We start from the raw sequence: 19277 nt of genomic DNA, 5'->3' as shown, positions 1-19277 counted from the left end.
GCCCACGCAACCCGACTCCGACATTCACTCCCTACCTCACGCAAGGAGCGTCACGATGGATACCGCAACCGAAATCCAGCGCCACGATCTGCTGATCGACGGCAAGCGTCTGCCTCCGGGCACCGGCGAATACTCGATCGACATCAACCCCGCCACCGAGGCTCCCATCGCCCGGGTCGCGCAGGGCAGTGCCGCCGATGTCGATACCGCCGTGCGCGCGGCGCGCGCCGCGCTGAAAGTGTGGAACGGCATGCGCGCGGCGGAACGCGGCCGGATTCTGGCGCGCCTCGCCGAATTGATGCGCGCGAATCTCGACGAACTCGCCGCGCTCGAAAGTCTCGACGCCGGCAAGCCGATCGCCGCCGTGATGCGCCAGGACATTCCGGCCGCGATCGATACGCTCGACTACTACGCCGGGTGGTGCGACAAGATCACCGGCCAGGTCGTGCCGGTGCGTCCCGACGCGCTGACGTACACGCTGCGCGAACCGGTCGGCGTGGTCGCCGCGATCGTGCCGTGGAATTTCCCGCTGATGATCGGCATGTGGAAGATCGCCCCGGCGCTTGCGTGCGGCTGCACGCTGATCGTGAAACCGGCGGAGATCACGCCGCTCACCGCGTTGCGCGTCGGCGAACTCGCGCTCGAAGCGGGCGTGCCGCCCGGCGTGCTGAACATCGTCACCGGCAAGGGCAGTGTGGTGGGCGATGCGCTCGTCGCGCATCCTGGCGTGGACAAGGTCACCTTCACCGGTTCGCCCTCGGTAGGGCGCGGCATTCTGCAAGGCGCGGCCGGCAACTTCAAACGCGTGACGCTCGAGCTTGGCGGCAAGTCGGCCAACCTGATTTTTCCCGACGCGAATCTCGACAACGCGGTGCGCGCGGCGGCCTCGGGAATCTTCTTCAACACCGGCCAGGTGTGTTCGGCGGGCTCGCGGATCCTCGCGCATCGCGACATCTACGACGACGTGGTCGAGCGGCTCGCGGCGCGCGCTAAATCGATCAAGGTCGGCGACCCGTCGAAGCGCGAAACGTCGATGGGTCCGCTGATTTCCGCCGCGCAGATGAAGACGGTGCTCGGTTATGTCGAAACAGGGCGCGCCGAAGGGGCATCGCTGGTCGCGGGCGGCGCGCGGATCGGCGAGCGCGGCTTCTTCGTCGAGCCGACGGTGTTCGCCAACGTCGAGCACGAGATGCGCATTTCCCAGGAAGAGATTTTCGGTCCGGTCGCAAGCGTGATCCGTTTCGACGACGAAGCCGACGCGCTGCGGATCGCCAACGGCACGCAATACAGTCTGGCGGCGGGCGTGTGGAGCGCGGATATCGGCAGGGTGCATCGGGTCGCGCGCGATCTGAAGGCGGGCACCGTGTGGATCAATACCTATGGTTATACCGATGTGCGTTTGCCGTGGGGCGGAGCGGGCGATTCGGGGTTTGGCCGCGAGCACGGCGATATGGCGATCGAGAACTTTACCGAGCCGAAGGCGGTGTGGCTCGCGATCGATCAATAGCGGCAACGGCCGGCGGCAAGAGCTGGTGCCATGAAAAAAGGATCGAACGCATCGCGCGTTCGATCCTTTTACGTCATTTCAGCACCTGATGCCTATGCCGCGAAACTCGCCATGTTCACTCGCCCTGCAATGCCATCCTCTCGCGCAGCTTGATCAGCGCGAGCACGACATCGATAGTCGGCGTCGGCTCCGCCACCAGCCGCCCCATCTCCTGCACGACGGTCAGCAGCGGATCGATCTCCATCGGCCGCCGGTTCTCCAGATCGACCAGCGTCGACGTCTTGTGCGCGCCCACCGCGCCCGCGCCGTCGATCCGCCGCTCGACATCCACGCGAAAGTGCACGCCGAACTGTTCGGCGATGCGCTGCGCCTCCAGCATCATCGTGCGCGACGCGGCGCGCGTGCCGGGGTCGCTGGTGAGCACGTCGAGCGTCGCGTGGGTTAGCGCACTGATCGGATTGAAGCAGAGATTGCCCCATAGCTTCAGCCAGATTTCGTCGCGGATGTTGTCGCGGATCGGCGCCTCGAACCCGGCCGCCTGCATGATCTCGTGCAACTGCTGAATGCGCGGCGTGCGTTCTCCATCCGGCTCGCCGATCGGGAATTTCTTGCCGTACACGTGCTTGATCACGCCCGGCTCGACGATCTCCGCTGCCGGATACAGCACGCAACCGATAGCGCGTTCGGGGCCCAGCCGGGTCCATTGCGTGCCGTCCGGATCGATGCTGGCCAGGCGCGTGCCGGCGAACTTACCGCCGTGCCGGTAGAAGTACCAATAGGGGATGCCGTTGACGCCCGTGACGATCGCCGTGTGCTTGCCGAGCAGCGGCTGCATGGTCTCGACCACGCCCGGCAGCGAGTGCGCCTTCAGCGTGACGATCACGACGTCCTGCACGCCGAGTTCGCTCGGGTCGGACGTGCAACGCACGGGCGCGGTGTAGGTTTCGCCGTCCATGATCAGACGCGCGCCGTGCTCGCGCATCGCCGCGAGATGCGCGCCTCGTGCGACGAAACTCACGTCGGCGCCGGCGCGCGCCAGTTGCACGCCCATCAACCCGCCGATCGCTCCCGCTCCAAAGATGCAGATCTTCATGATGCCGCTCCTGCGACGATGAGAAAGCGCTCGCCCGATGCCGGCTGTGCGTCGTGCAAAGCAGCATGCAATGCGCAACGACCGGCGGCGGGCCACGTCCTGAGGATACGGACGCAGTGAGAAAACGGATAGTTAAAGTTTCTCGGTCGATGCATTAGGAATCGGTTATGTAAGAGCCGCTCTGACAAGGTCAGGACTACGCTCAGATTGCTCCATCGCAACGCGCAGAGCGCCCCGGCGAATGCTGCGACGATTTGGGAAATTTCTCAGACCTAAGCCACTACAGCGCGGGCAGAATTCGAGTCCCTTCAAAGAGTGATGCGTTACCCACGCCATGCACACAGTGATTCGCCAGCCTACAGGCCGTGAGTTCGCCGATATGGAAAGCGCGGTCGCGCGCCTGCTCGATGTCATGCTGATTGGCCTGGGCACAACGCTGGCTTCGTGGTTGTGGCTGCCGGAGCCGGGCCGGGCGATCGTCGAGGCGTCCTTCGTCGCGTTCGATATGGCGCTCGCGATTCTGTTGCTGCCGTGGTTCGGCGTGTACGACTCGTGGCGCGGGCGCTCGAAATGGCACTTGAGCGTGCGCATCGTCATCGGCTGGCTGGCGGTGCAGGTCTGCGGTCTCGCGGTGATGTTTTTGCTGCATCGCACCGCGTCGCTTTCGCGGCTGTGGTGCGTGAGCTGGACCGCGTTGACCGCCGGCGGTCTGGTGACCTCGCGGCTGCTGGTGCATGCGGCGCTGGGCCGGATGCGGCGCGCGGGCCGCAATCTGCGCACGGTGGCGGTGATGGGCGCGGGCAAGCATCGCGACGGTGTGATCGCGAATCTCACGGCATCGCCGCAAGCGGGGTTTCGCGCCGTGGCTATTTTTCACACGGCGGGCGGGGGCGAAACGACTGTGCACGGCTTGCCGGGCTTCTGGAGTTTCGGCGAATTCGCCGACTGGGTGCGCCGCGAACAGGTCGACGAAATCTGGCTCGCGCTGCCGATGTCCGAGCAGGACATGCTGCTGCGAGTGCTCGCGGAATTCAGCGGCGATCTGGTCAACCTGCGCTTTCTGCCCGACGTGCGCGGTCTCGTGATGTTCGACCGTCACGTGGTCGATCTGCTGGGTTCTCCCGCGATCAATCTCGTCGCGTCGCCGATGACGCCTTATTCGTTGCTGCAAAAAGCGCTGTTCGACCGCGTGTTCGCCGCGGCCGTGCTGGTGGCGTTGGCGCCGTTGATGCTCGCCATCGCGGTTGCGGTCAAGGTCACATCGAAGGGGCCGGTGCTGTTTACGCAGCGCCGTAAAGGGGCGAACGGGCGCGTGTTCCGCATCTTCAAGTTTCGTTCGATGCGCGCGCACGCGCAAAAAGCCGGCGTGGTCCGGCAGGCGACGCGGCGCGACCCGCGCGTCACTCGCGTCGGGGCGTTTCTGCGCCGTACCAGCCTCGACGAGTTGCCGCAGTTTCTCAACGTGCTGCGCGGCGAGATGTCGGTGGTCGGCCCCCGGCCACATGCGATCGAGCACGACGATCAGTACCGGACCATCGTCGACGGCTACATCCATCGCTATCGGATCAAGCCCGGTATTACCGGCTGGGCGCAGGTCAATGGCTTTCGCGGCGAGACCGACCGCATCGAGAAAATGCAGCGGCGGGTGGAACACGATCTGTATTACCTGCGCAACTGGTCGTTCGCGCTCGACATGCGGATCGTCGTGGCGACGGTGGTGAAGGGCTTGATGAACCGCAATGCCTATTGAAGAAGAGATGGAGCGTGATTCGGTTTTTGCAGATTAGTTGGTATGGCTGATTATGTGCGTGATAACGAGTTGCGCGATTGCACACTCGTTCGAGGAGCAGGTTGAACACGATGTTTGCATTATTGAAGAGTTGTCGCCGGTTCCGGCTGTATGTGTCGATGGCGGCGGTATTGTTGAATAGCGCATGCGCAGTGGCGCCGGGCATGCGAATGAATACCTCGCGAGTGGCGGTCGAGCCTCGTTCGATGGCTGGGACGACGGATGAAATCGCCGCGACCGGAACCGTCCCGAGCGAGGCCGTCTTGGACGCGAACGCCGCCATGCCCGACATCCCGATTACGGAAATCGACGCAGCGCTCGTCGCGCGGCTGATGCAAAACCGCAAGCGCCAGCAGCTCGAACTGTCGCAACTGCTGGCCGGTACGTCGCGCGCCTACACCGTCGGCGCGGGCGACGTGTTGCGCATCGTGATCTGGGACCATCCGGAATTCGCGGCGGCGCTCGGTTCGTCGCAACTCGATTCGTCGGCGCGCGCGGGCGATCCCCTGTCCGGCTTCACCGTCGAGCAGAACGGCACGATCACGTTTCCCTATGCCGGCACGCTGCGCGTGGCGGGCTTGCGGACCGAGGAGATCCAGCAGCGTCTGAGCGCCGCGCTTGCGAAGTACTTCGTCAAGCCGCAGGTGACGGTGCGCGTGGCGTCGTACCGCGCGAGTCAGGTGTATGTGGATGGCGAGGTGCGCAATCCCGGCGCGCTCGCCGTCAACGACGTGCCCATGACGCTATACGAAGCGCTCGGCCGCAGCGGCGGCTTCAGCGACAGCGCCGATCAGAGCGCGCTGGTGCTGGTGCGCGATGGCCTGTCTCATCGCGTGAATCTGACGCAGATGCTGGCGCAGGGTGTCAGTCCGTCGCGGCTCTTTCTGAACCCGGGCGACCTGCTGCGCGTGACGGCGCGCGATGAAAACGACGTGTACGTGATGGGCGAAGTGAACAAACCCGTCTCGGCCGTGCCGCACCGGACCGGCCGTATCACGCTGGCCGATGCATTGGCGCAGGCCGGCAGCGTGAACGCGTCGACCGCGGACGCCGCGCAGATGTTCGTGATTCGCGGCTCGACGAACGGCGCGCCGCAGGTGTTTCACCTCGACGGCCATTCGCCGGTGGCGATGCTGCTCGCGAAGGATTTCGAGCTGCAATCGAAGGATGTGGTGTACGTCGACGGTAGTGGGCTGGTTCGCTTCAATCGCGTGCTGAGTTTGCTGATGCCGTTGATCAGTTCGGGCCTGACGGCGGGAGTGATCGCGAAATGACCGACGTGCTGATGGTATGCGAAGGCAATCTCTGCCGCAGTCCGATGGCGGCCGCGTTGCTGGCCGCCGCGCTGCCGCGCGTCGCCGTGCATTCGGCGGGCACGCGCGCGCTCGTGGGGCGTCGCGCCCCCGCGCTCGCCGTCGAGTTGATGGACGGCCGGGGCATCGATCTGCGTCCGCATGTGTCGAGCGTGTTGACGCCGGCGCAGGTACGCGGCGCCCGCCTGATTCTGGCGATGACGCGAGCGCAGTGCGCGCTGATCGAGCACGCGTTTCCCTTCGCGCGTGGCCGCGTCTACCGGCTCGGCGAGCACGAGCGGCTCGATATCGTCGATCCGTACCGGCGCGGCCGCTTCACGTTTGAACTGGCCATCGCGCAGATCGAGCAGGGCGTGCAGCGCTGGCTGGATGCGATCGCCGCGGTGGTGCGCTGAATCATGAGCATGCATCTCAATCCCACCGCGGTCGTAGCGCATCGTGACGATGAAATCGATCTTTCCGAAGTGACGTCCGTGCTGATCGAAAACCGTACGCTGATTGCGGCGATCACTGCAACGGTGCTCGCGCTCGGCGTCGGCTACGCGTTCCTCGGCACGCCGGTGTACCGCGCCGACGCGACGGTCCAGGTCGACGACGATACCGGCGCGCTGAACGACAAGCTCGGCGACCTCGCGCAGATTTTCAGCGGCAAGGGCACGGCCGACGCCGAGATCGAACTGATCCGCTCGAGGTCGGTTGTCGACGATACGGTGCGTCAGCTGCATCTGGATATCGACGCGCAGCCGCGCTATTTTCCCCTGATCGGCCGGGCGATCGCGCGCACGGCGGCGGACGGCACGCTCGCCGAGCCCGTGTGGGGTCTGGGCCGTTTCGCGTGGGGCGGCGAGACGCTGCGCGTGTCCCAGTTCGACGTGCCGCCCACGTTGTACACGAAGCGATTCACCTTGATCGCCGGCACCAACGAACATTTCGAGCTAAGAAGTGCAACCGGCGAGACCGTGCTCAACGGACGCGTGGGCGAGGTCGCCACCGGCATGACCGGGGACGGTCCCGTCAGTTTGCGCGTGGACAGCGTGATCGCGCGAAGCGGCACCGAGTTCAGATTGAGCCGCACATCGACGCAGCTCACCACGGTGCAATTGCAGAAAACGCTGGACGTCGCCGAGAAAACGAAACAGTCGGGTGTAATCGGCATCCGGCTCGACGGCGACGACAGCGCGCGTACCACCGCGACCGTCAACGCGATCGTGCGTGCCTACGTGCAACGCAATGTCGGCTGGAAATCCGCGCGGGCGCAACAGATGCTGGGATTTCTCGGCGACCGGTTGCCGCAGTTGCGCGCCGATCTGGAGCACGCCGAACAGCGCTACAACACGTTCCGCAATCGCAACGGCACGATCGATCTCGACGCGGAGAGCCGTCTGCTGTTGCAGGGTGCCGCCGACGCGAACGCGCAAGTCCTTGCGTTGCAGCGGCAACGTTCGGAGTTGTTGCAACGATTCACGCCGACGCATCCATCGGTGACGGCGCTCGAGGCTCAACTGGCGGATCTGCGCCGTCGACAGAACGTGCTCGACGCGAAGATCGCCGCGCTGCCGAACACGCAGCAAGCGGCTGTGCGCCTGCTGCGTGAGGTCGATATCAATTCGGGCCTCTACACCAATCTGATGGATAGCGCGCAGCAACTCGGCGTGCTGAAGGCTGGCCAGTTAGGCAACGTGCGCGTGGTCGATTACGCGGTCACCGCCGAGCAGCCCGTGAAGCCGAGAAAGGCGCTCGTGATCGCGGCGGCGGGCGCACTGGGTTTGATGCTGGGCGCGGCTGCCGCCTTCGTGCGGCGGGCCTTGCGCAACGGCCTCGACAGTCCGCTCGAAATCGAAGAGATCGCGCGTGCGCCGGTTTATGCGGTCATCTCGCACAGCGAACGGCAGATGCGTTTGCAACGCGCCGCGAGCCGGGGCGAACAGGGCGCTCACATTCTTGCCGTGAGCGCGCCTGACGACATCGCGGTGGAAGGCGTGCGCAGCCTGCGCACCGCGCTGCAGTTCCGGCTCGCCGAAGCGCCGAACAACGTCGTGATGATCACCGGTCCGCGTCCGCACGTCGGCAAGTCGTTCCTGTCGGCGAATCTCGCGGTGGTGCTGGCGTCGGTGGGCAAGCGCGTGCTGATCGTCGACGGCGACATGCGGCGCGGCGAGTTGCATCGGTACTTCGGATTGTCGCGCGAACGCGGGTTGCCGGACATGATCGCCGGCGCGGAACTCGATGCCGTGCTGCACCGCCAGGTGCTGCCGGGTCTCGACGTGCTCACGCGTGGACGTGGTTCGCCGATGCCTGCCGAAATGCTGTACGGCGAGCGTCTCGGCACGCTGCTCGAACAGTTCGCGCAGGCCTACGACATCGTGATTCTCGACACGCCACCTGTTCTCGCCGTGACCGATTCGGCGCTGATCGGCAAGCACGCGGGCACGACGCTGCTGGTGATGCGCCACGCGCGCCACAGTGCCGCCGAGTTGCGCGAGACCACGCGCCTGCTGGGTGCCGCGGGCGTGTCGATCGACGGCGTCGTGCTGGGCGACGTGCCGCTGCGTGCCTCCGACTACGCCTATTCCCCTTACCACAGTACGCCCGACACGGCGGCGTGAGCGCCATGTCGCGATGGCGAGACGCACAGATGGAGATGCACGCATGAGAAGAATTCTGCTGACCTTCGGCACCCGCCCCGAGGCGATCAAGATGGCGCCGCTCGTCGAGCGGCTACGCACGGACGCCCGCTTCGATTGCCGGGTGTGCGTGACCGGCCAGCATCGCGAGATGCTCGATCAGGTGCTCGACCTGTTCGCGATTCGCCCGGACTTCGACCTCGACGTGATGAAACCCGGCCAGGATCTGTACGACCTGAATGCGGCCATCCTGCTCGGCATGCGCGACGTGCTGAACGCGTGGCGGCCCGACGCGGTGCTCGTGCATGGCGATACCACCACGACGATGGCGGCAAGTCTCGCCGCGTTCTATCAGCGGATTCCCGTCGGTCATGTGGAGGCGGGTCTGCGCACCGGCGATCTGTTGTCGCCGTGGCCGGAAGAAGCGAATCGCAGGTTGACCGGCGTGCTGGCCGCGCTGCATTTCGCACCGACCGAACAGGCGCGCGCCAACCTGCTCGCCGAGGGCGTCGCCGCGCGGCACGTCGTGGTGACCGGCAATACCGTGATCGATGCGCTGTTGCAGGTGCGCCAGCGCCTCGCCACCGACGCCGCGCTGTGCCGCGCCGCCGATGCCATGCTGCCGTGCTTCGCGCCAGAACGCCGCGTGGTGCTGGTGACGGGACACCGGCGCGAAAGTTTCGGCGCCGGCTTCGAGCAGATCTGCGCGGCGCTGTTGCAGATTGCACGCGCGCAGCCCGATGTCGACATCGTCTATCCGGTGCATCTGAATCCGGCTGTCCGCGAGCCGGTCAATCGGCTGCTGACGGGTGTCGCCAACATTCATCTGCTCGAACCGCTCGACTACCTGCCCTTCGTACGGTTGATGGACCGCGCGACGCTGATTCTCACCGACTCCGGCGGCGTGCAGGAAGAGGCGCCGTCGCTCGGCAAACCGGTGCTCGTGATGCGCGATACGACCGAGCGCCAGGAAGCGATCGACGCGGGCGTCGTGCGGCTCGTGGGCACCAGCGCGCGGCGGATCGCCGACAACGCGCTGCAACTGTTGAACGATGCCGGCCAGTATCGCGCGATGACGCGCGGCGGCAATCCCTATGGCACCGGACACGCCTGCGAGCAGATCGCGCAGGCGCTGGCGGCGTTCTGACGCGACACCGTCGCGGAAAAAAACACAACAACGGAAAGAGAGAAGAACGATGAGTTTCGAAACGATATCGGTAATCGGTCTGGGCTATATCGGTTTGCCGACGGCGGCGGCGTTCGCCGCGCGCAGAAAACAGGTGATCGGCGTGGACGTGAACCGGCAGGCGGTGGATACGATCAATCGCGGCGAGATCCACATCGTCGAGCCCGAACTCGACATGCTGGTGCACGCGGCGGTGACGCAAGGCTATCTGCGCGCCAGCTCGACGCCGGAGCCGGCGGAGGCGTTCCTGGTCGCGGTGCCGACGCCATTCCTGGACGGCAACAAACCCGACCTCAGTTTCATTCAGGCGGCGAGCGAGGCGATTGCGCCCGTGCTGAAGAAGGGCGATCTGGTCGTGCTCGAATCGACGTCGCCGGTCGGCGCAACCGAACAGATGGCGGCGTGGATGGCTGCGTTGCGTGCCGATCTGACGTTCCCGCAGCAGGCGGGCGAGCATTCGGACATTCGCGTCGCGCATTGTCCCGAGCGCGTCTTGCCGGGACATGTGGTGCGCGAACTGGTGGAGAACGATCGCGTGATCGGCGGGATGACGCCGCGCTGCGGCGAGCTGGCGCGCGAACTCTACCAGTGCTTCGTGCGTGGCGAATGCATTCTTACCGATGCCCGCACCGCCGAAATGTGCAAGCTGACCGAGAACTCGTTTCGCGATGTGAACATTGCGTTCGCCAACGAGATGTCGGTGATCTGCGACACGCTCGACATCAATGTATGGGAGCTGATCCGGCTCGCGAACCGTCATCCGCGCGTGAGCATTCTGCAGCCGGGACCGGGCGTCGGCGGACACTGCATTGCGGTGGACCCGTGGTTCATCGTCGATTCGGCGCCGGATCATGCGCGCCTGATCCGCACCGCGAGAAACGTCAACGACGACAAGCCGCGCCATGTGATCGAGCGGGTCGAGCGCGCGGCCCGGCGTTTCCGGGAACCGGTGATCGCGTGCCTCGGGCTGGCGTTCAAGGCCAATATCGACGATCTACGCGAGAGTCCCGCGCTCGACATCACGCTCGAACTCGCCGAGCGTTTCGTGGGGCAGGTACTGGTGGTGGAACCGAATATTCGCGAGTTGCCCGCCGCGCTGGAGGGCAAGGCGCGGCTCTGCGAATTGGGCGATGCGCTCGGCGAAGCGGACGTGATTCTGGTGCTCGTCGATCACACGCCGTTCAAGCGCGTCGATCCGGTGCGCCTGCAGGCGAAGGTGGTGATCGATACGCGCGGTTTGCTGGCGAATGCCCGTGTCGCTTGAGTCGCTTGAGTCGCTTGAGTCACTTGAGTCACGTAAGCAACCGGTGGCCGCGCGAGGAGCGCGCCATGCGTGACGGTCTGCTCAAACGGTTCGAGGCGCTGCTATGCACCGGTTCGCCCGGCCTGTATCGCGTGGTCACATTTCTCGCGGTACAGCGCATCTACTCCCTGGCGGAGTTGGGGCGGGTCGCGTCGAACATGTCGATTGCGCAGATGGCGGCCTTCTTCACGGCGATCGGCTGGGCCACGCTGATTCTCGTGCGCGTACCCGGCGCGGTGCACGAACGGGCCGCGCGCGATGCGTTCTATCCGCTCGCCGCGATGGCGCTTGCCACCACGATCGCCGTGACCGTTGGGACTCTGGCGCTCGCGCTGAGTGGTGTGGTCGACGTGGATGGGGTGGGCTTCCTGTCGCTCTTGTGGGGATGGTCCGCGTATCAGGTCGCGCGTCATTACTTCGTCGCGCAGCGGCGGTATCGAACGGCGGTGGTTTTCGATCTGCTGTTGATCGCGAGTTCCATGCTTCTGCTGGGGTTGTGCCGGCAGCGCGGACTGTCGCCGTCGTGCGCGCTGGCCGCTGCGCTCGGCCTTTGCGCGGCGGGGTTGTTCGTCACGGTTGGGTTGCCGTCGCGCGGCGCGTGGCCGCGAACGTTCGACGTGAAAGGCCTGCAGTTCGGTCTGACGAATTTTCTGTCGGGCGGCATGGCGCTGGTGATCGTACCGGCCGCGACGCTGATGTGCGGCGCGTCGTTCGCCGGCATGGTGTCGCTGCTTGCGTCGGTGACGGCGGCCGGCATGCTGTTGCCGCGCGCGATTTCCCTCGCGCAACTGCCGGAGCTGGCGAGGCGCCGGGCGGCGGCACTGCCATTCGATACGACGCTGCGCGACATGCGTCGCAGCATCGGCTGGTCGAATGGCATGGTGCTGGCCGTCAATGCGGTGCTCGTCGTGGGCATGGTCCTTTGGCATGCGGAGGCCGGCGACGATCGAAGCATGGCGATCGTCGCCGGTATGCTGCTCGCGCTGCTGTGCGCGGTCGGGATGATGGGCATGGTCGGCAGCAGCGTGATGATGGCGTTCGAGAAGGGCGCCGACACGGCCCGCATCAATATGACGACGACCGCGGCGTTCGCCGTGTTGGGCGGGTCGTGCATCGGGATCGGCGGACAGCCGGGTTTCGTCCTGATCCTGCTGGCGGCGATCCTCGTGACGGCGGTTCGAAACCGGCTCGTGCGCAACAGGGCGGCGGACCTATGCGTTCAATTCGACGCGACGGGTGAGCGAGCCCGCGCTAAGGACTTATCCGTGCTTCAGCGCGAACCGGAGGCGCCGCGATGAACGTGCCCGCCTTGATGACCTCGGCGATGACCTCGACCACGCAAGCGCGACGCCCCCCGACGCTTGGTTCGATCGGTGCGTGGGCCGTCGCGCTCGCGTATCCGGTTTTCTGCATCAGCGACACCATGCTGACGCTCGAAGACGAGCGCTCGCAACACGTCAAGATCGTCGCGTTCGTATTGTTGTTGCTGGCGCTGTGGATCAGGCCGAGATTTCACCGCTTGATCGTGCTGGCCGCGCCGTTGCTGTTCGTGCTGTGGATCGACCTGATGCGAGCGTTCAACGCGGATGCGGGCATGGAAGAGTTCGTGCGCTTCCTGTTTCCCGTTGTGATCACGCTGGCGTTGTTCGCCTATCGGGACCGCATCGACGCGGTGCTGAAGGTGTTCTTTGCGATCGTGCTCAGTAACGATCTGTTCCAGTGCTACTTCTACCTTGCCTACCTGAGCGGATTGCCGTTGCTGCTGCCGATCCGGATCGACTCGGGCCTGTTTCTGCGAGCACAGGGCTGGATGGGTTTCTTTTCCGAATTCAGTTTCATCAATTTCTGCGCGTTCGTGCTGTGTCGTCAATACAGGCCGACCAGCCAGTCCCGGCGTGCCGCCTGGTTTTTTCTGCTGTTCGCGCTGCTCGGCTTCTCGTTCAAGATGTTCGCGACGTTGGCGTGCTATCCGTTGATGGCGAAGAAGATGAGTCCGCGCGTCTGGCTTGCTGCAGCGGCGGCGACCTGTGCCGGGTTATGGGTCGTGACAAGCGGCTACGTGGATTCGCTGTTGAATGTGGCGGCGGCCAAGATCTCGTTCTATATCGTCGCCGGTAATTCGGCGCGAGCCGAATCCTACCGGGTCATGATCGAATCGCTGGGCAAGGGCAATCTGCTGGGAGAGGGGCTTGGCGCGTTCGGCGGTCCTGCGTCGGTGAAGTACGGTTCGCCGCTCTATGCCCTCTATCACTTCAACTGGTACGGACTCGGTTCCGTCCTGAAGACGACCGATACGTTCTATCCGCATCTGTTCGTCGAACTCGGTCTGCTGGGTGCGCTCGTCTGGCTCGGCTTCGTGCTGCGTTACGGACAAGGGCGGCGACCTGGTGCGACATGGTGGTTTGTCGTGTTGGCCTTCTGTTTCGATAACGCTTTCTCCATGGCGCTGGTATCGCCGTCGTATGTCTTCTCCGCATTGCTCGCGATGTATGCGCTGTCGTCCCGCAGTGAATTATCCCGCAGTGAATTGTCCATCTCTCGCGAGACCGTCTCGCACAAAAGACTCGGGGCCGTCCGATGAAAGTTCTCGTCGTCACCAACATGTACGCGGCGCGCAATCCCGCTCTTCCGGCGCAAGGCGTGTTCGTCACCGAGCAGGTGGACGCGTTGCACGCATTGCACGGCGACCCGATCGACGTTTTCGTTATCGAGAGCTGGCGTGGGCGGCTGGCCTATCTCAAGTCGCTTTTTAGCGTGACCTGTCTGATCCGCCGCCATGCCTACGATGTCGTCCACTATCACTTCGGGCTCAGCGCCTGCTCCGCGCCGTGGGTCCGATTGTTCTCACGCGCGAAGGTCGTGATCACGTTTCACGGTTCGGATGTCATGGGACGTGGCTGGATGCGGAGGTTGTCTCTCGCCGCCGCGCGATTCGCGCACGCCTGCATCGGCGTGAGTGAGCCGATTACCGATGTGGTGAGCGGCGTGTCGAAACGTTGCTCGACCATTCCGTGTGCAGTGAACGAGGCGCTGTTCGTGCCGCCCAAGGATCGCGTCGAATCCGCGCCTGGTCCAAAGATCGTGGTGTTTCCTTCTTCGCCGGATAGACCCGAGAAAGACTATCCGCTATTCAGGGAAGTCGTCGAACGATTATCCGCATCGTTCGGATTCGATGTCGAGGAGCGTCATATCGACGGGTTGGATCGCATTGGCGTGCGCGATCTGCTTGCCCGGGCCGATTGTCTCGTCATGACGTCGCGGAGAGAAGGCTCGCCGCAAGCGGTCAAGGAAGCGATGGCGGTCAATTTGCCCGTGATCGCCGTCGATGTCGGCGATGTCAGGCGTTTGCTCGACGGCGTATCGCATTGCGCGGTGATCGAAGGCCGCGACGCGGCGGTGCTGGCGCGTGCCACAGCGCAGGTGTTGAACGACGCGCAGCGCTCCGACGGACGGCGGCGTCTCGAATCGCTGGGCTATTTCTCGAAGGCGGTAGCGATGCAGGTCGATCGGGTGTATCGCACGGCACTCGCCGGAACCGGCGAACGACGTTCGAAGCCGCACGCTCGCACTTGCGTGCCGACGTCGCCGCAGCCGGAACACAACCCGAACAGGACGCGCGATGAAACGCATTGAACTCTTTTCCTGCCCGATGCACGTCGCGACCATGAACGAAACCGTCGACTGGATCGGCGAGCGGATCGCACGCCGGCAGTTCACGCAGCACGTCGTGGTCAACGTGGCGAAGCTCGTGCATATGCAGACGGACGCGGAACTGGCCGCTTCGGTACGAGCATGCGACATCGTCAATATCGACGGCATGGGCGTGGTGTGGGGCGCACGATGGCTCGGTCATGCGGTGCCCGAACGCGTGGCGGGTGTCGATCTGTTCGAACGGCTGTTGCAGATGGCGGCCCAGCGCTCGCTGCCGGTATTCCTGCTCGGCGCGACGGATGCCGTGGTGGCACGTACCGCCGCCGTGGTCTCCGAACGGCATCCCGCGCTGCGGATCGCGGGTCATCACCACGGTTACTTCTGGAACGACGAAGCGGCCGTCGTGGAAACGATCCGCTGTTCCGGCGCGCGGCTGCTGTTCGTCGCGATCACGTCGCCGCGCAAGGAGACGTTCATCGACCGCTGGAAGGATCAGTTAGGCGTCGACTTCGTGATGGGAGTTGGCGGTACGTTCGATGTCGTGGCCGGCAAGGTGCGCCGCGCGCCGCCCTGGATGCAGCGCAGCGGGCTCGAATGGGCGTATCGCGTCGCGCAGGAGCCACGCCGGATGTGGAAACGCTACTTCGTCACGAACAACCGGTTTGCGCTGATGCTGATCAAGGCGCGCGTCAGGTCGATGCTGCGCCGTCCGTTGCGTGGATACGGCAAGTAAATCACCGTCGATAGCGCGGTGTTAACGTTGGAAAGGAGTCGAATGAAACGCCCGATTTTCCTGCTGTGCTTCTGCATGACGCTGCTGTTCGCGAAGACCGCGTGTGCGCAGGTCGTACCGATGCGCTGGTCCGATCCCTGGGCGTCCGCGCTTGCCAGCACCTTTACGATGATCGAAAGCGAGAATTGGCAAAGCGGATTGAGCGCGCTGCAAGGTATTCAAAGCCCGTCTGCGGATAACGTGACGATCGTCGACGATCCGCTCGATACGAGCCAACCCGCGGTACAGGTCTACGTCCGCAGCGACCAGAATTATTCGCAGGTCGCCAATGGCGCGGTGCGCGCCGAAATGGTCTTCGGCAATCACCTGAAGTTCGTTCAGGGCAAGGACTACCTGCTGCGCTGGCGCACGTATATTCCGCCGGACTATGTGTTCGATCCCAAACTCGTGATGGTGATCACGCAGATTCACCAGACCGCGCTGAGCGGTTCTCCGCCGATGGAACTGGATCTGAACGGCGGCAACTACGTGGTGTCGATGCGTGGAGGACCGAGCGTCACGACCAGCAAGTCGATCTGTTGCGCGCAACAGGATCAGGGCAGGTGGGTGGATTGGGCGCTACGTTATATGCCGGACGCGGGCGGTGTGCATGCATCGACGCAGCTTTGGAAAGATGGTGTCGCCGTGTTCGGGACGCAAGGTTTTCCGAATGCGTACCCCGGCGACAACAGCGCGTATCTGAAGATGGGAATCTATCTGCTTTCGCCGTTTCAAACGCGGAATCAGATCACGTTGCTGTTCGGACCGGTGACGGTTGGGCAACAGTGAAACAGCGGGCGGCTTCGTGGGCGTTCCGGTGCGCGTTTCTGCAATGAACCGGCGCCGCGCACGCCGTTCAGTTCACGCTTCTGACAAAACCTGGATCGCCGATCAGCGCATCGACGCTGAGCTTCACGGTGTCTTCGATCGCAATCGTGTTGCTGGTGAATTTCGGCGACTTCTGCCGCACGGTCTTGGTGGTCGAGAACACCACTTTGCGCGTCGTCGTATCGGTCACGACGTAGTGCATCTTCAAGGTCCAGTATGTGGGCGAGCGTTCGTCGTCCACCGTGAATTTTTCGATGCTGCCGCTCAGCACGCGCGTGCCGGTGTCGAGATGGAAGCCGGATATCGCCAGGCTGCGCGCGATGCCGTTGCGTACCGCTTCGTTGACGTCGCCCTTGAGCACGAGGCCGGTCATGGCCGTGTTCTCGATGCGGTTGGGCGACACGTGACCGTTGACGGCCGGGACGTAAGTGAAATCGTGGGGCGGGGCCACGCTCAGCGAGCCGGTGGCATGAACCGCACTGGCGCGCGGCGTGCAATTCAGGCCAAACCAGGACCAGGAGCAGGCGGACAGCATCAACGGCAGCGCGATGGTGCCGCAGCCTTTGAGTACCGTGGCGCGGCGCAACGAAAGCAGCGTGGATGTCGCGCTGGAGAGAGCGGTGGTCGAAGTCAGAAGCGTTGCCCTTTTTCGGTGAGGTCGTCCGGTTCAGGACAGCATGGTAACAGCGCATTGGGCGAAGCTGGAAATCCATGCGCCCGATGCACGATGCGGTGCTAGTGACGTAGCGCGCTCATGATAGCGAGTCAATTTGCCGAATGTGAGCGAGTCGTTAGAGTACGACTGCTATTGAGATCGCGACGACTCGAATCGAGGCGATCTGCGCGCTCTTTCAAAAGAAGCCGGCCTTGCCCTGAGTCATATCCACGAGCGCTGTTCGCGCAGCGTCGAGCGCATTGACGGGCAGACTGATCGTCATTCTCACCAGCATGGCGTGAACGGTGTCGGCGAGCGTGTAGCCTTGCGCGTCGAGCCAGCGGCGCACTTTGGCTTCATCGGCATAACTCACTTCGACCGTGAGCGTGACCTGCGCGATGCGTTCGACACGCGGCGCGTCGAGCAGGGCCGAGGCGATGGCGTCGGTATAGGCGCGCACCAGTCCGCCAGCGCCGAGCTTCACGCCGCCGTAATAGCGCACGACCGCGGCCAGCACGCCGTCCAGGTCGTGATGGCGCAGCACTTCGAGAATCGGCCGGCCGGCGGTGCCGGAGGGTTCGCCGTCATCGGACATGCCGGATTGGCCGCCTGCCAGCAACGCCCAGCACACGTGCGTGGCGGTGGGGTGTTCGTCGCGCAGACGGCGCAACTCGGCCATCGCGGCGTCGCGATCGGCGACCGGGAGCGCATAGCCGATGAAGCGGCTTTTGCGGATTTCGAGTTCCCGGATACAGGGCGATGCGAGGGTGTAACTCATGCTGGGATGGGTATCGGCGTTTCGCACGGATGAGTGCCATGTCTCATCGTGCGATCGAGTGGGATGGCGAGCGAGAGTCGGAAGTCTAGGCGAGGAGGGCGTGCATTGTCACCCATCGATTGCGTACAACCGAGGACACCGTCCCGCACAGGCCGCGCGAAAAGCGCGCGTCGATCGGATTGCGCTGCTTCGTCTACAATCGTTCGTTGAACACGCAACGGGTCGTTGAGCCCGTGCGCCATCAAGGAGACGACATGATCGATCTGTCCACGCTAGGTACTTTCGTTGCCGTGGTTCTCGGGCTGTTTCTGATTCCCGGTCCCGCGGTGTTGCTCGTGTTGACGCGTACCGTGCACGGCGGCCGCAAGGCGGGCATTCTCACCGGCCTCGGCGTGGCGACCGGTGATTTCGTGCATACGCTCGGTGCGGCGGTCGGGCTGTCGGCGCTCCTGATGACCTCGGCGCTCGCGTTCAACGCGGTGAAATTCGCCGGCGCCGCTTACCTGGTCTATCTGGGCATCAAGGCGTTGCGCGAAAAGCAGACCAGCACGCATTTGCCGACGGTCGCGCCGGTATCGGCTTCGAAGGCGTTTTTTCAGGCCATTCCCGCCGAAGTGTTGAATCCCAAGACCGCGTTGTTCTTTCTCGCGTTTTTGCCGCAATTCGTGCGTCCCGAACATGGCTCGACGTTTTTGCAGTTCACCACGCTCGGTCTGATTTTCGTCGCCATGAGCGCGCTTTACACCACGCTGATCGTATTGACGATCCGCCCGCTCGGCCGACTCGTCAAACGTCTGACGTGGTTGAGCCGCTGGCAGAACAAGCTGATTGGCGTGCTGTTCATTTCTCTCGGCCTGCGCGTGGCCACGCAGACGCGCTAACGCAATCGCGCGGCGCACCGTCCGGTGTCGCCGCGCGTGAGATGAAGTTCGAAACGAGGTGGGAGACGACGCGTGCGGGCGTGTTGTGCAGGTGCATTGTTCAGACCACAACACTGTGCATATGTACAGTAGCGCGTCTTTTTACGTCACCACGTAGCGCGTTTTTTTTCGTACTGGCGTTGCCGCGCAAGAGACGTTGCGCAAGGATAGACGTGCGCGGCGAAGCAGATCGATGCGGCTCGCCTTAGCTCACCATCAGCATGATGGACGTCGAAACCACGATGATGAAAAGACACGCGGCGGTGAAGAGGTCGTACGGATAGCTCATGACGTGATCCACTGAGGTGGCGGCAGGAGCGCTCATCATAAGCAGAATGTCGGCGGGGAACTGTTAAGCATTGCAAGGCGATTTCACGCCTTTCCGGTACTTCTTTTGCGCCTGATAATCAGCCGGTCTATTCGTCGCCATGCTGGCAGAAACGCCGTCCCGGCACGTGCGAAACGACGGCCTGGGCGATTTCGAGCGGCGTGCTCTCGGCGGGCACCACGCGCCGGCTCGATTCGGGCGTGTGCTTCATGGTCCATTCGACGAGACGATACGAACGTCCCCAGGGTGGCTGCAGCGGATCGGAGACCTTGCACGAGTGGATCTGGCTTACCCATTCGTTGCCGGGCATGGCGCGCAGATGCTCGAATACGGTGTCTTCAACCATGATTTCACTCCTTCTTCGCGGGCACACAGCCCGTCTTATCGGCGCGTCGTCGACATCCCGTAGAAAAAAAGCGCCGCCGGTGTTCTGGCGGCTTCAACAGGGGATGTTGTGAAGGCATGGTTACAGCAAAGAATTAAGCCAGACTTAAGAGCGCGAAAAAGCGCGCCGGTTTTTTTGTGTGCGC

Annotated in this window: 18 protein-coding genes; 13 read left to right on the top strand and 5 right to left on the bottom strand. The window is 63.9% G+C overall.

Going from position 1 to position 19277, the window contains the following annotated elements:
- Window positions 1-55 precede the first annotated feature (55 nt).
- On the top strand, window positions 56-1507 hold the full coding sequence (locus LFL96_RS23385) for an aldehyde dehydrogenase family protein (protein ID WP_281003075.1): 1452 nt from the start codon (window positions 56-58) through the stop codon (window positions 1505-1507).
- A 115-nt stretch (window positions 1508-1622) separates the two neighbouring features.
- Here LFL96_RS23385 and LFL96_RS23380 read toward each other — a convergent pair whose 3' ends face one another.
- Window positions 1623-2600 carry a 2-dehydropantoate 2-reductase gene (locus LFL96_RS23380; protein ID WP_281003074.1) on the bottom strand — a complete coding sequence of 326 codons (978 nt, stop codon included), beginning with the start codon at window positions 2598-2600 and terminating at the stop codon, window positions 1623-1625.
- A 334-nt stretch (window positions 2601-2934) separates the two neighbouring features.
- Here LFL96_RS23380 and LFL96_RS23375 point away from each other — a divergent pair, with 334 nt between their 5' ends.
- The 11 genes from LFL96_RS23375 (at window position 2935) to LFL96_RS23325 (ending at window position 16027) form a co-directional block, all read left to right on the top strand.
- Window positions 2935-4350 carry an undecaprenyl-phosphate glucose phosphotransferase gene (locus tag LFL96_RS23375; RefSeq protein WP_281003073.1) on the top strand — a complete coding sequence of 472 codons (1416 nt, stop codon included), beginning with the start codon at window positions 2935-2937 and terminating at the stop codon, window positions 4348-4350.
- 158 nt (window positions 4351-4508) lie between these two features.
- Window positions 4509-5663 (top strand): polysaccharide biosynthesis/export family protein, encoded by a 1155-nt coding sequence (locus LFL96_RS23370; RefSeq protein WP_281003844.1) that lies wholly within the window; start codon window positions 4509-4511, stop codon window positions 5661-5663.
- Complete coding sequence (locus tag LFL96_RS23365) at window positions 5660-6097, top strand: low molecular weight phosphotyrosine protein phosphatase (protein WP_281003072.1); 438 nt, start codon at window positions 5660-5662, stop codon at window positions 6095-6097. Before LFL96_RS23370 ends, LFL96_RS23365 begins: the two co-directional genes overlap by 4 nt.
- A 3-nt stretch (window positions 6098-6100) precedes the next feature.
- Window positions 6101-8308 carry a polysaccharide biosynthesis tyrosine autokinase gene (locus LFL96_RS23360; protein ID WP_281003071.1) on the top strand — a complete coding sequence of 736 codons (2208 nt, stop codon included), beginning with the start codon at window positions 6101-6103 and terminating at the stop codon, window positions 8306-8308.
- Window positions 8309-8351: 43 nt separating this feature from the next.
- Window positions 8352-9473 carry a UDP-N-acetylglucosamine 2-epimerase (non-hydrolyzing) gene (wecB, locus tag LFL96_RS23355; protein WP_281003070.1) on the top strand — a complete coding sequence of 374 codons (1122 nt, stop codon included), beginning with the start codon at window positions 8352-8354 and terminating at the stop codon, window positions 9471-9473.
- A 49-nt stretch (window positions 9474-9522) separates the two neighbouring features.
- Complete coding sequence (gene wecC / locus LFL96_RS23350; RefSeq protein WP_281003069.1) at window positions 9523-10776, top strand: UDP-N-acetyl-D-mannosamine dehydrogenase; 1254 nt, start codon at window positions 9523-9525, stop codon at window positions 10774-10776.
- Window positions 10777-10841: 65 nt separating this feature from the next.
- Window positions 10842-12113: a hypothetical protein gene (locus tag LFL96_RS23345; RefSeq protein ID WP_281003068.1), complete on the top strand. Its 1272-nt coding sequence runs from the start codon at window positions 10842-10844 to the stop codon at window positions 12111-12113.
- Window positions 12110-13396: a hypothetical protein gene (locus tag LFL96_RS23340; protein ID WP_281003067.1), complete on the top strand. Its 1287-nt coding sequence runs from the start codon at window positions 12110-12112 to the stop codon at window positions 13394-13396. The genes LFL96_RS23345 and LFL96_RS23340 overlap by 4 nt, the downstream gene beginning before the upstream one ends.
- Window positions 13393-14448 carry a glycosyltransferase family 4 protein gene (locus LFL96_RS23335; protein ID WP_281003066.1) on the top strand — a complete coding sequence of 352 codons (1056 nt, stop codon included), beginning with the start codon at window positions 13393-13395 and terminating at the stop codon, window positions 14446-14448. Before LFL96_RS23340 ends, LFL96_RS23335 begins: the two co-directional genes overlap by 4 nt.
- Window positions 14435-15199 (top strand): WecB/TagA/CpsF family glycosyltransferase, encoded by a 765-nt coding sequence (locus LFL96_RS23330; protein ID WP_281003065.1) that lies wholly within the window; start codon window positions 14435-14437, stop codon window positions 15197-15199. Before LFL96_RS23335 ends, LFL96_RS23330 begins: the two co-directional genes overlap by 14 nt.
- A gap of 42 nt (window positions 15200-15241) precedes the next feature.
- A complete protein-coding gene (locus LFL96_RS23325) occupies window positions 15242-16027 on the top strand; it encodes a heparin lyase I family protein (RefSeq protein WP_281003064.1) in 786 nt (261 codons plus the stop codon).
- 67 nt (window positions 16028-16094) lie between these two features.
- Here LFL96_RS23325 and LFL96_RS23320 read toward each other — a convergent pair whose 3' ends face one another.
- Window positions 16095-16601, bottom strand: a complete 507-nt coding sequence (locus LFL96_RS23320) for a hypothetical protein (protein ID WP_281003843.1) — start codon at window positions 16599-16601, stop codon at window positions 16095-16097.
- Between the two features lie 316 nt (window positions 16602-16917).
- The gene (locus LFL96_RS23315; RefSeq protein WP_281003063.1) at window positions 16918-17499 is read right to left on the bottom strand and encodes a YigZ family protein; all 582 of its coding nucleotides are present in this window, start codon (window positions 17497-17499) and stop codon (window positions 16918-16920) included.
- Between the two features lie 254 nt (window positions 17500-17753).
- Between LFL96_RS23315 and LFL96_RS23310 the strand changes: the two genes are divergently transcribed.
- Entirely contained in the window at window positions 17754-18380 is a 627-nt protein-coding gene (locus tag LFL96_RS23310; protein WP_281003062.1) for a LysE family translocator, read from the top strand.
- A 244-nt stretch (window positions 18381-18624) separates the two neighbouring features.
- Here LFL96_RS23310 and LFL96_RS23305 read toward each other — a convergent pair whose 3' ends face one another.
- Window positions 18625-18747 carry a hypothetical protein gene (locus LFL96_RS23305; protein ID WP_281003061.1) on the bottom strand — a complete coding sequence of 41 codons (123 nt, stop codon included), beginning with the start codon at window positions 18745-18747 and terminating at the stop codon, window positions 18625-18627.
- A gap of 88 nt (window positions 18748-18835) precedes the next feature.
- On the bottom strand, window positions 18836-19093 hold the full coding sequence (locus LFL96_RS23300; RefSeq protein WP_281003060.1) for a DUF2866 domain-containing protein: 258 nt from the start codon (window positions 19091-19093) through the stop codon (window positions 18836-18838).
- Between the last annotated feature and the right edge of the window lie 184 nt (window positions 19094-19277).

Origin of the sequence: Paraburkholderia sp. D15 (assembly GCF_029910215.1) — a bacterium.
Classification (GTDB): domain Bacteria; phylum Pseudomonadota; class Gammaproteobacteria; order Burkholderiales; family Burkholderiaceae; genus Paraburkholderia.
The sequence above is the reverse complement of the archived record's forward strand: the minus strand, read 5'-3'. Positions and strand labels throughout refer to the sequence as shown.

Bases quoted from the DNA above. Each gene is read 5' to 3' on its own strand.
- LFL96_RS23385 (WP_281003075.1), top strand. From the start codon at position 56: ATGGATACCGCAACCGAAATCCAGCGCCACGATCTGCTGATCGACGGC.
- LFL96_RS23380 (WP_281003074.1), bottom strand. From the start codon at position 2,600: ATGAAGATCTGCATCTTTGGAGCGGGAGCGATCGGCGGGTTGATGGGC.
- LFL96_RS23375 (WP_281003073.1), top strand. From the start codon at position 2,935: ATGCACACAGTGATTCGCCAGCCTACAGGCCGTGAGTTCGCCGATATG.
- LFL96_RS23370 (WP_281003844.1), top strand. From the start codon at position 4,509: ATGGCGGCGGTATTGTTGAATAGCGCATGCGCAGTGGCGCCGGGCATG.
- LFL96_RS23365 (WP_281003072.1), top strand. From the start codon at position 5,660: ATGACCGACGTGCTGATGGTATGCGAAGGCAATCTCTGCCGCAGTCCG.
- LFL96_RS23360 (WP_281003071.1), top strand. From the start codon at position 6,101: ATGAGCATGCATCTCAATCCCACCGCGGTCGTAGCGCATCGTGACGAT.
- wecB (WP_281003070.1), top strand. From the start codon at position 8,352: ATGAGAAGAATTCTGCTGACCTTCGGCACCCGCCCCGAGGCGATCAAG.
- wecC (WP_281003069.1), top strand. From the start codon at position 9,523: ATGAGTTTCGAAACGATATCGGTAATCGGTCTGGGCTATATCGGTTTG.
- LFL96_RS23345 (WP_281003068.1), top strand. From the start codon at position 10,842: ATGCGTGACGGTCTGCTCAAACGGTTCGAGGCGCTGCTATGCACCGGT.
- LFL96_RS23340 (WP_281003067.1), top strand. From the start codon at position 12,110: ATGAACGTGCCCGCCTTGATGACCTCGGCGATGACCTCGACCACGCAA.
- LFL96_RS23335 (WP_281003066.1), top strand. From the start codon at position 13,393: ATGAAAGTTCTCGTCGTCACCAACATGTACGCGGCGCGCAATCCCGCT.
- LFL96_RS23330 (WP_281003065.1), top strand. From the start codon at position 14,435: ATGAAACGCATTGAACTCTTTTCCTGCCCGATGCACGTCGCGACCATG.
- LFL96_RS23325 (WP_281003064.1), top strand. From the start codon at position 15,242: ATGAAACGCCCGATTTTCCTGCTGTGCTTCTGCATGACGCTGCTGTTC.
- LFL96_RS23320 (WP_281003843.1), bottom strand. From the start codon at position 16,601: ATGCTGTCCGCCTGCTCCTGGTCCTGGTTTGGCCTGAATTGCACGCCG.
- LFL96_RS23315 (WP_281003063.1), bottom strand. From the start codon at position 17,499: ATGAGTTACACCCTCGCATCGCCCTGTATCCGGGAACTCGAAATCCGC.
- LFL96_RS23310 (WP_281003062.1), top strand. From the start codon at position 17,754: ATGATCGATCTGTCCACGCTAGGTACTTTCGTTGCCGTGGTTCTCGGG.
- LFL96_RS23305 (WP_281003061.1), bottom strand. From the start codon at position 18,747: ATGATGAGCGCTCCTGCCGCCACCTCAGTGGATCACGTCATGAGCTAT.
- LFL96_RS23300 (WP_281003060.1), bottom strand. From the start codon at position 19,093: ATGGTTGAAGACACCGTATTCGAGCATCTGCGCGCCATGCCCGGCAAC.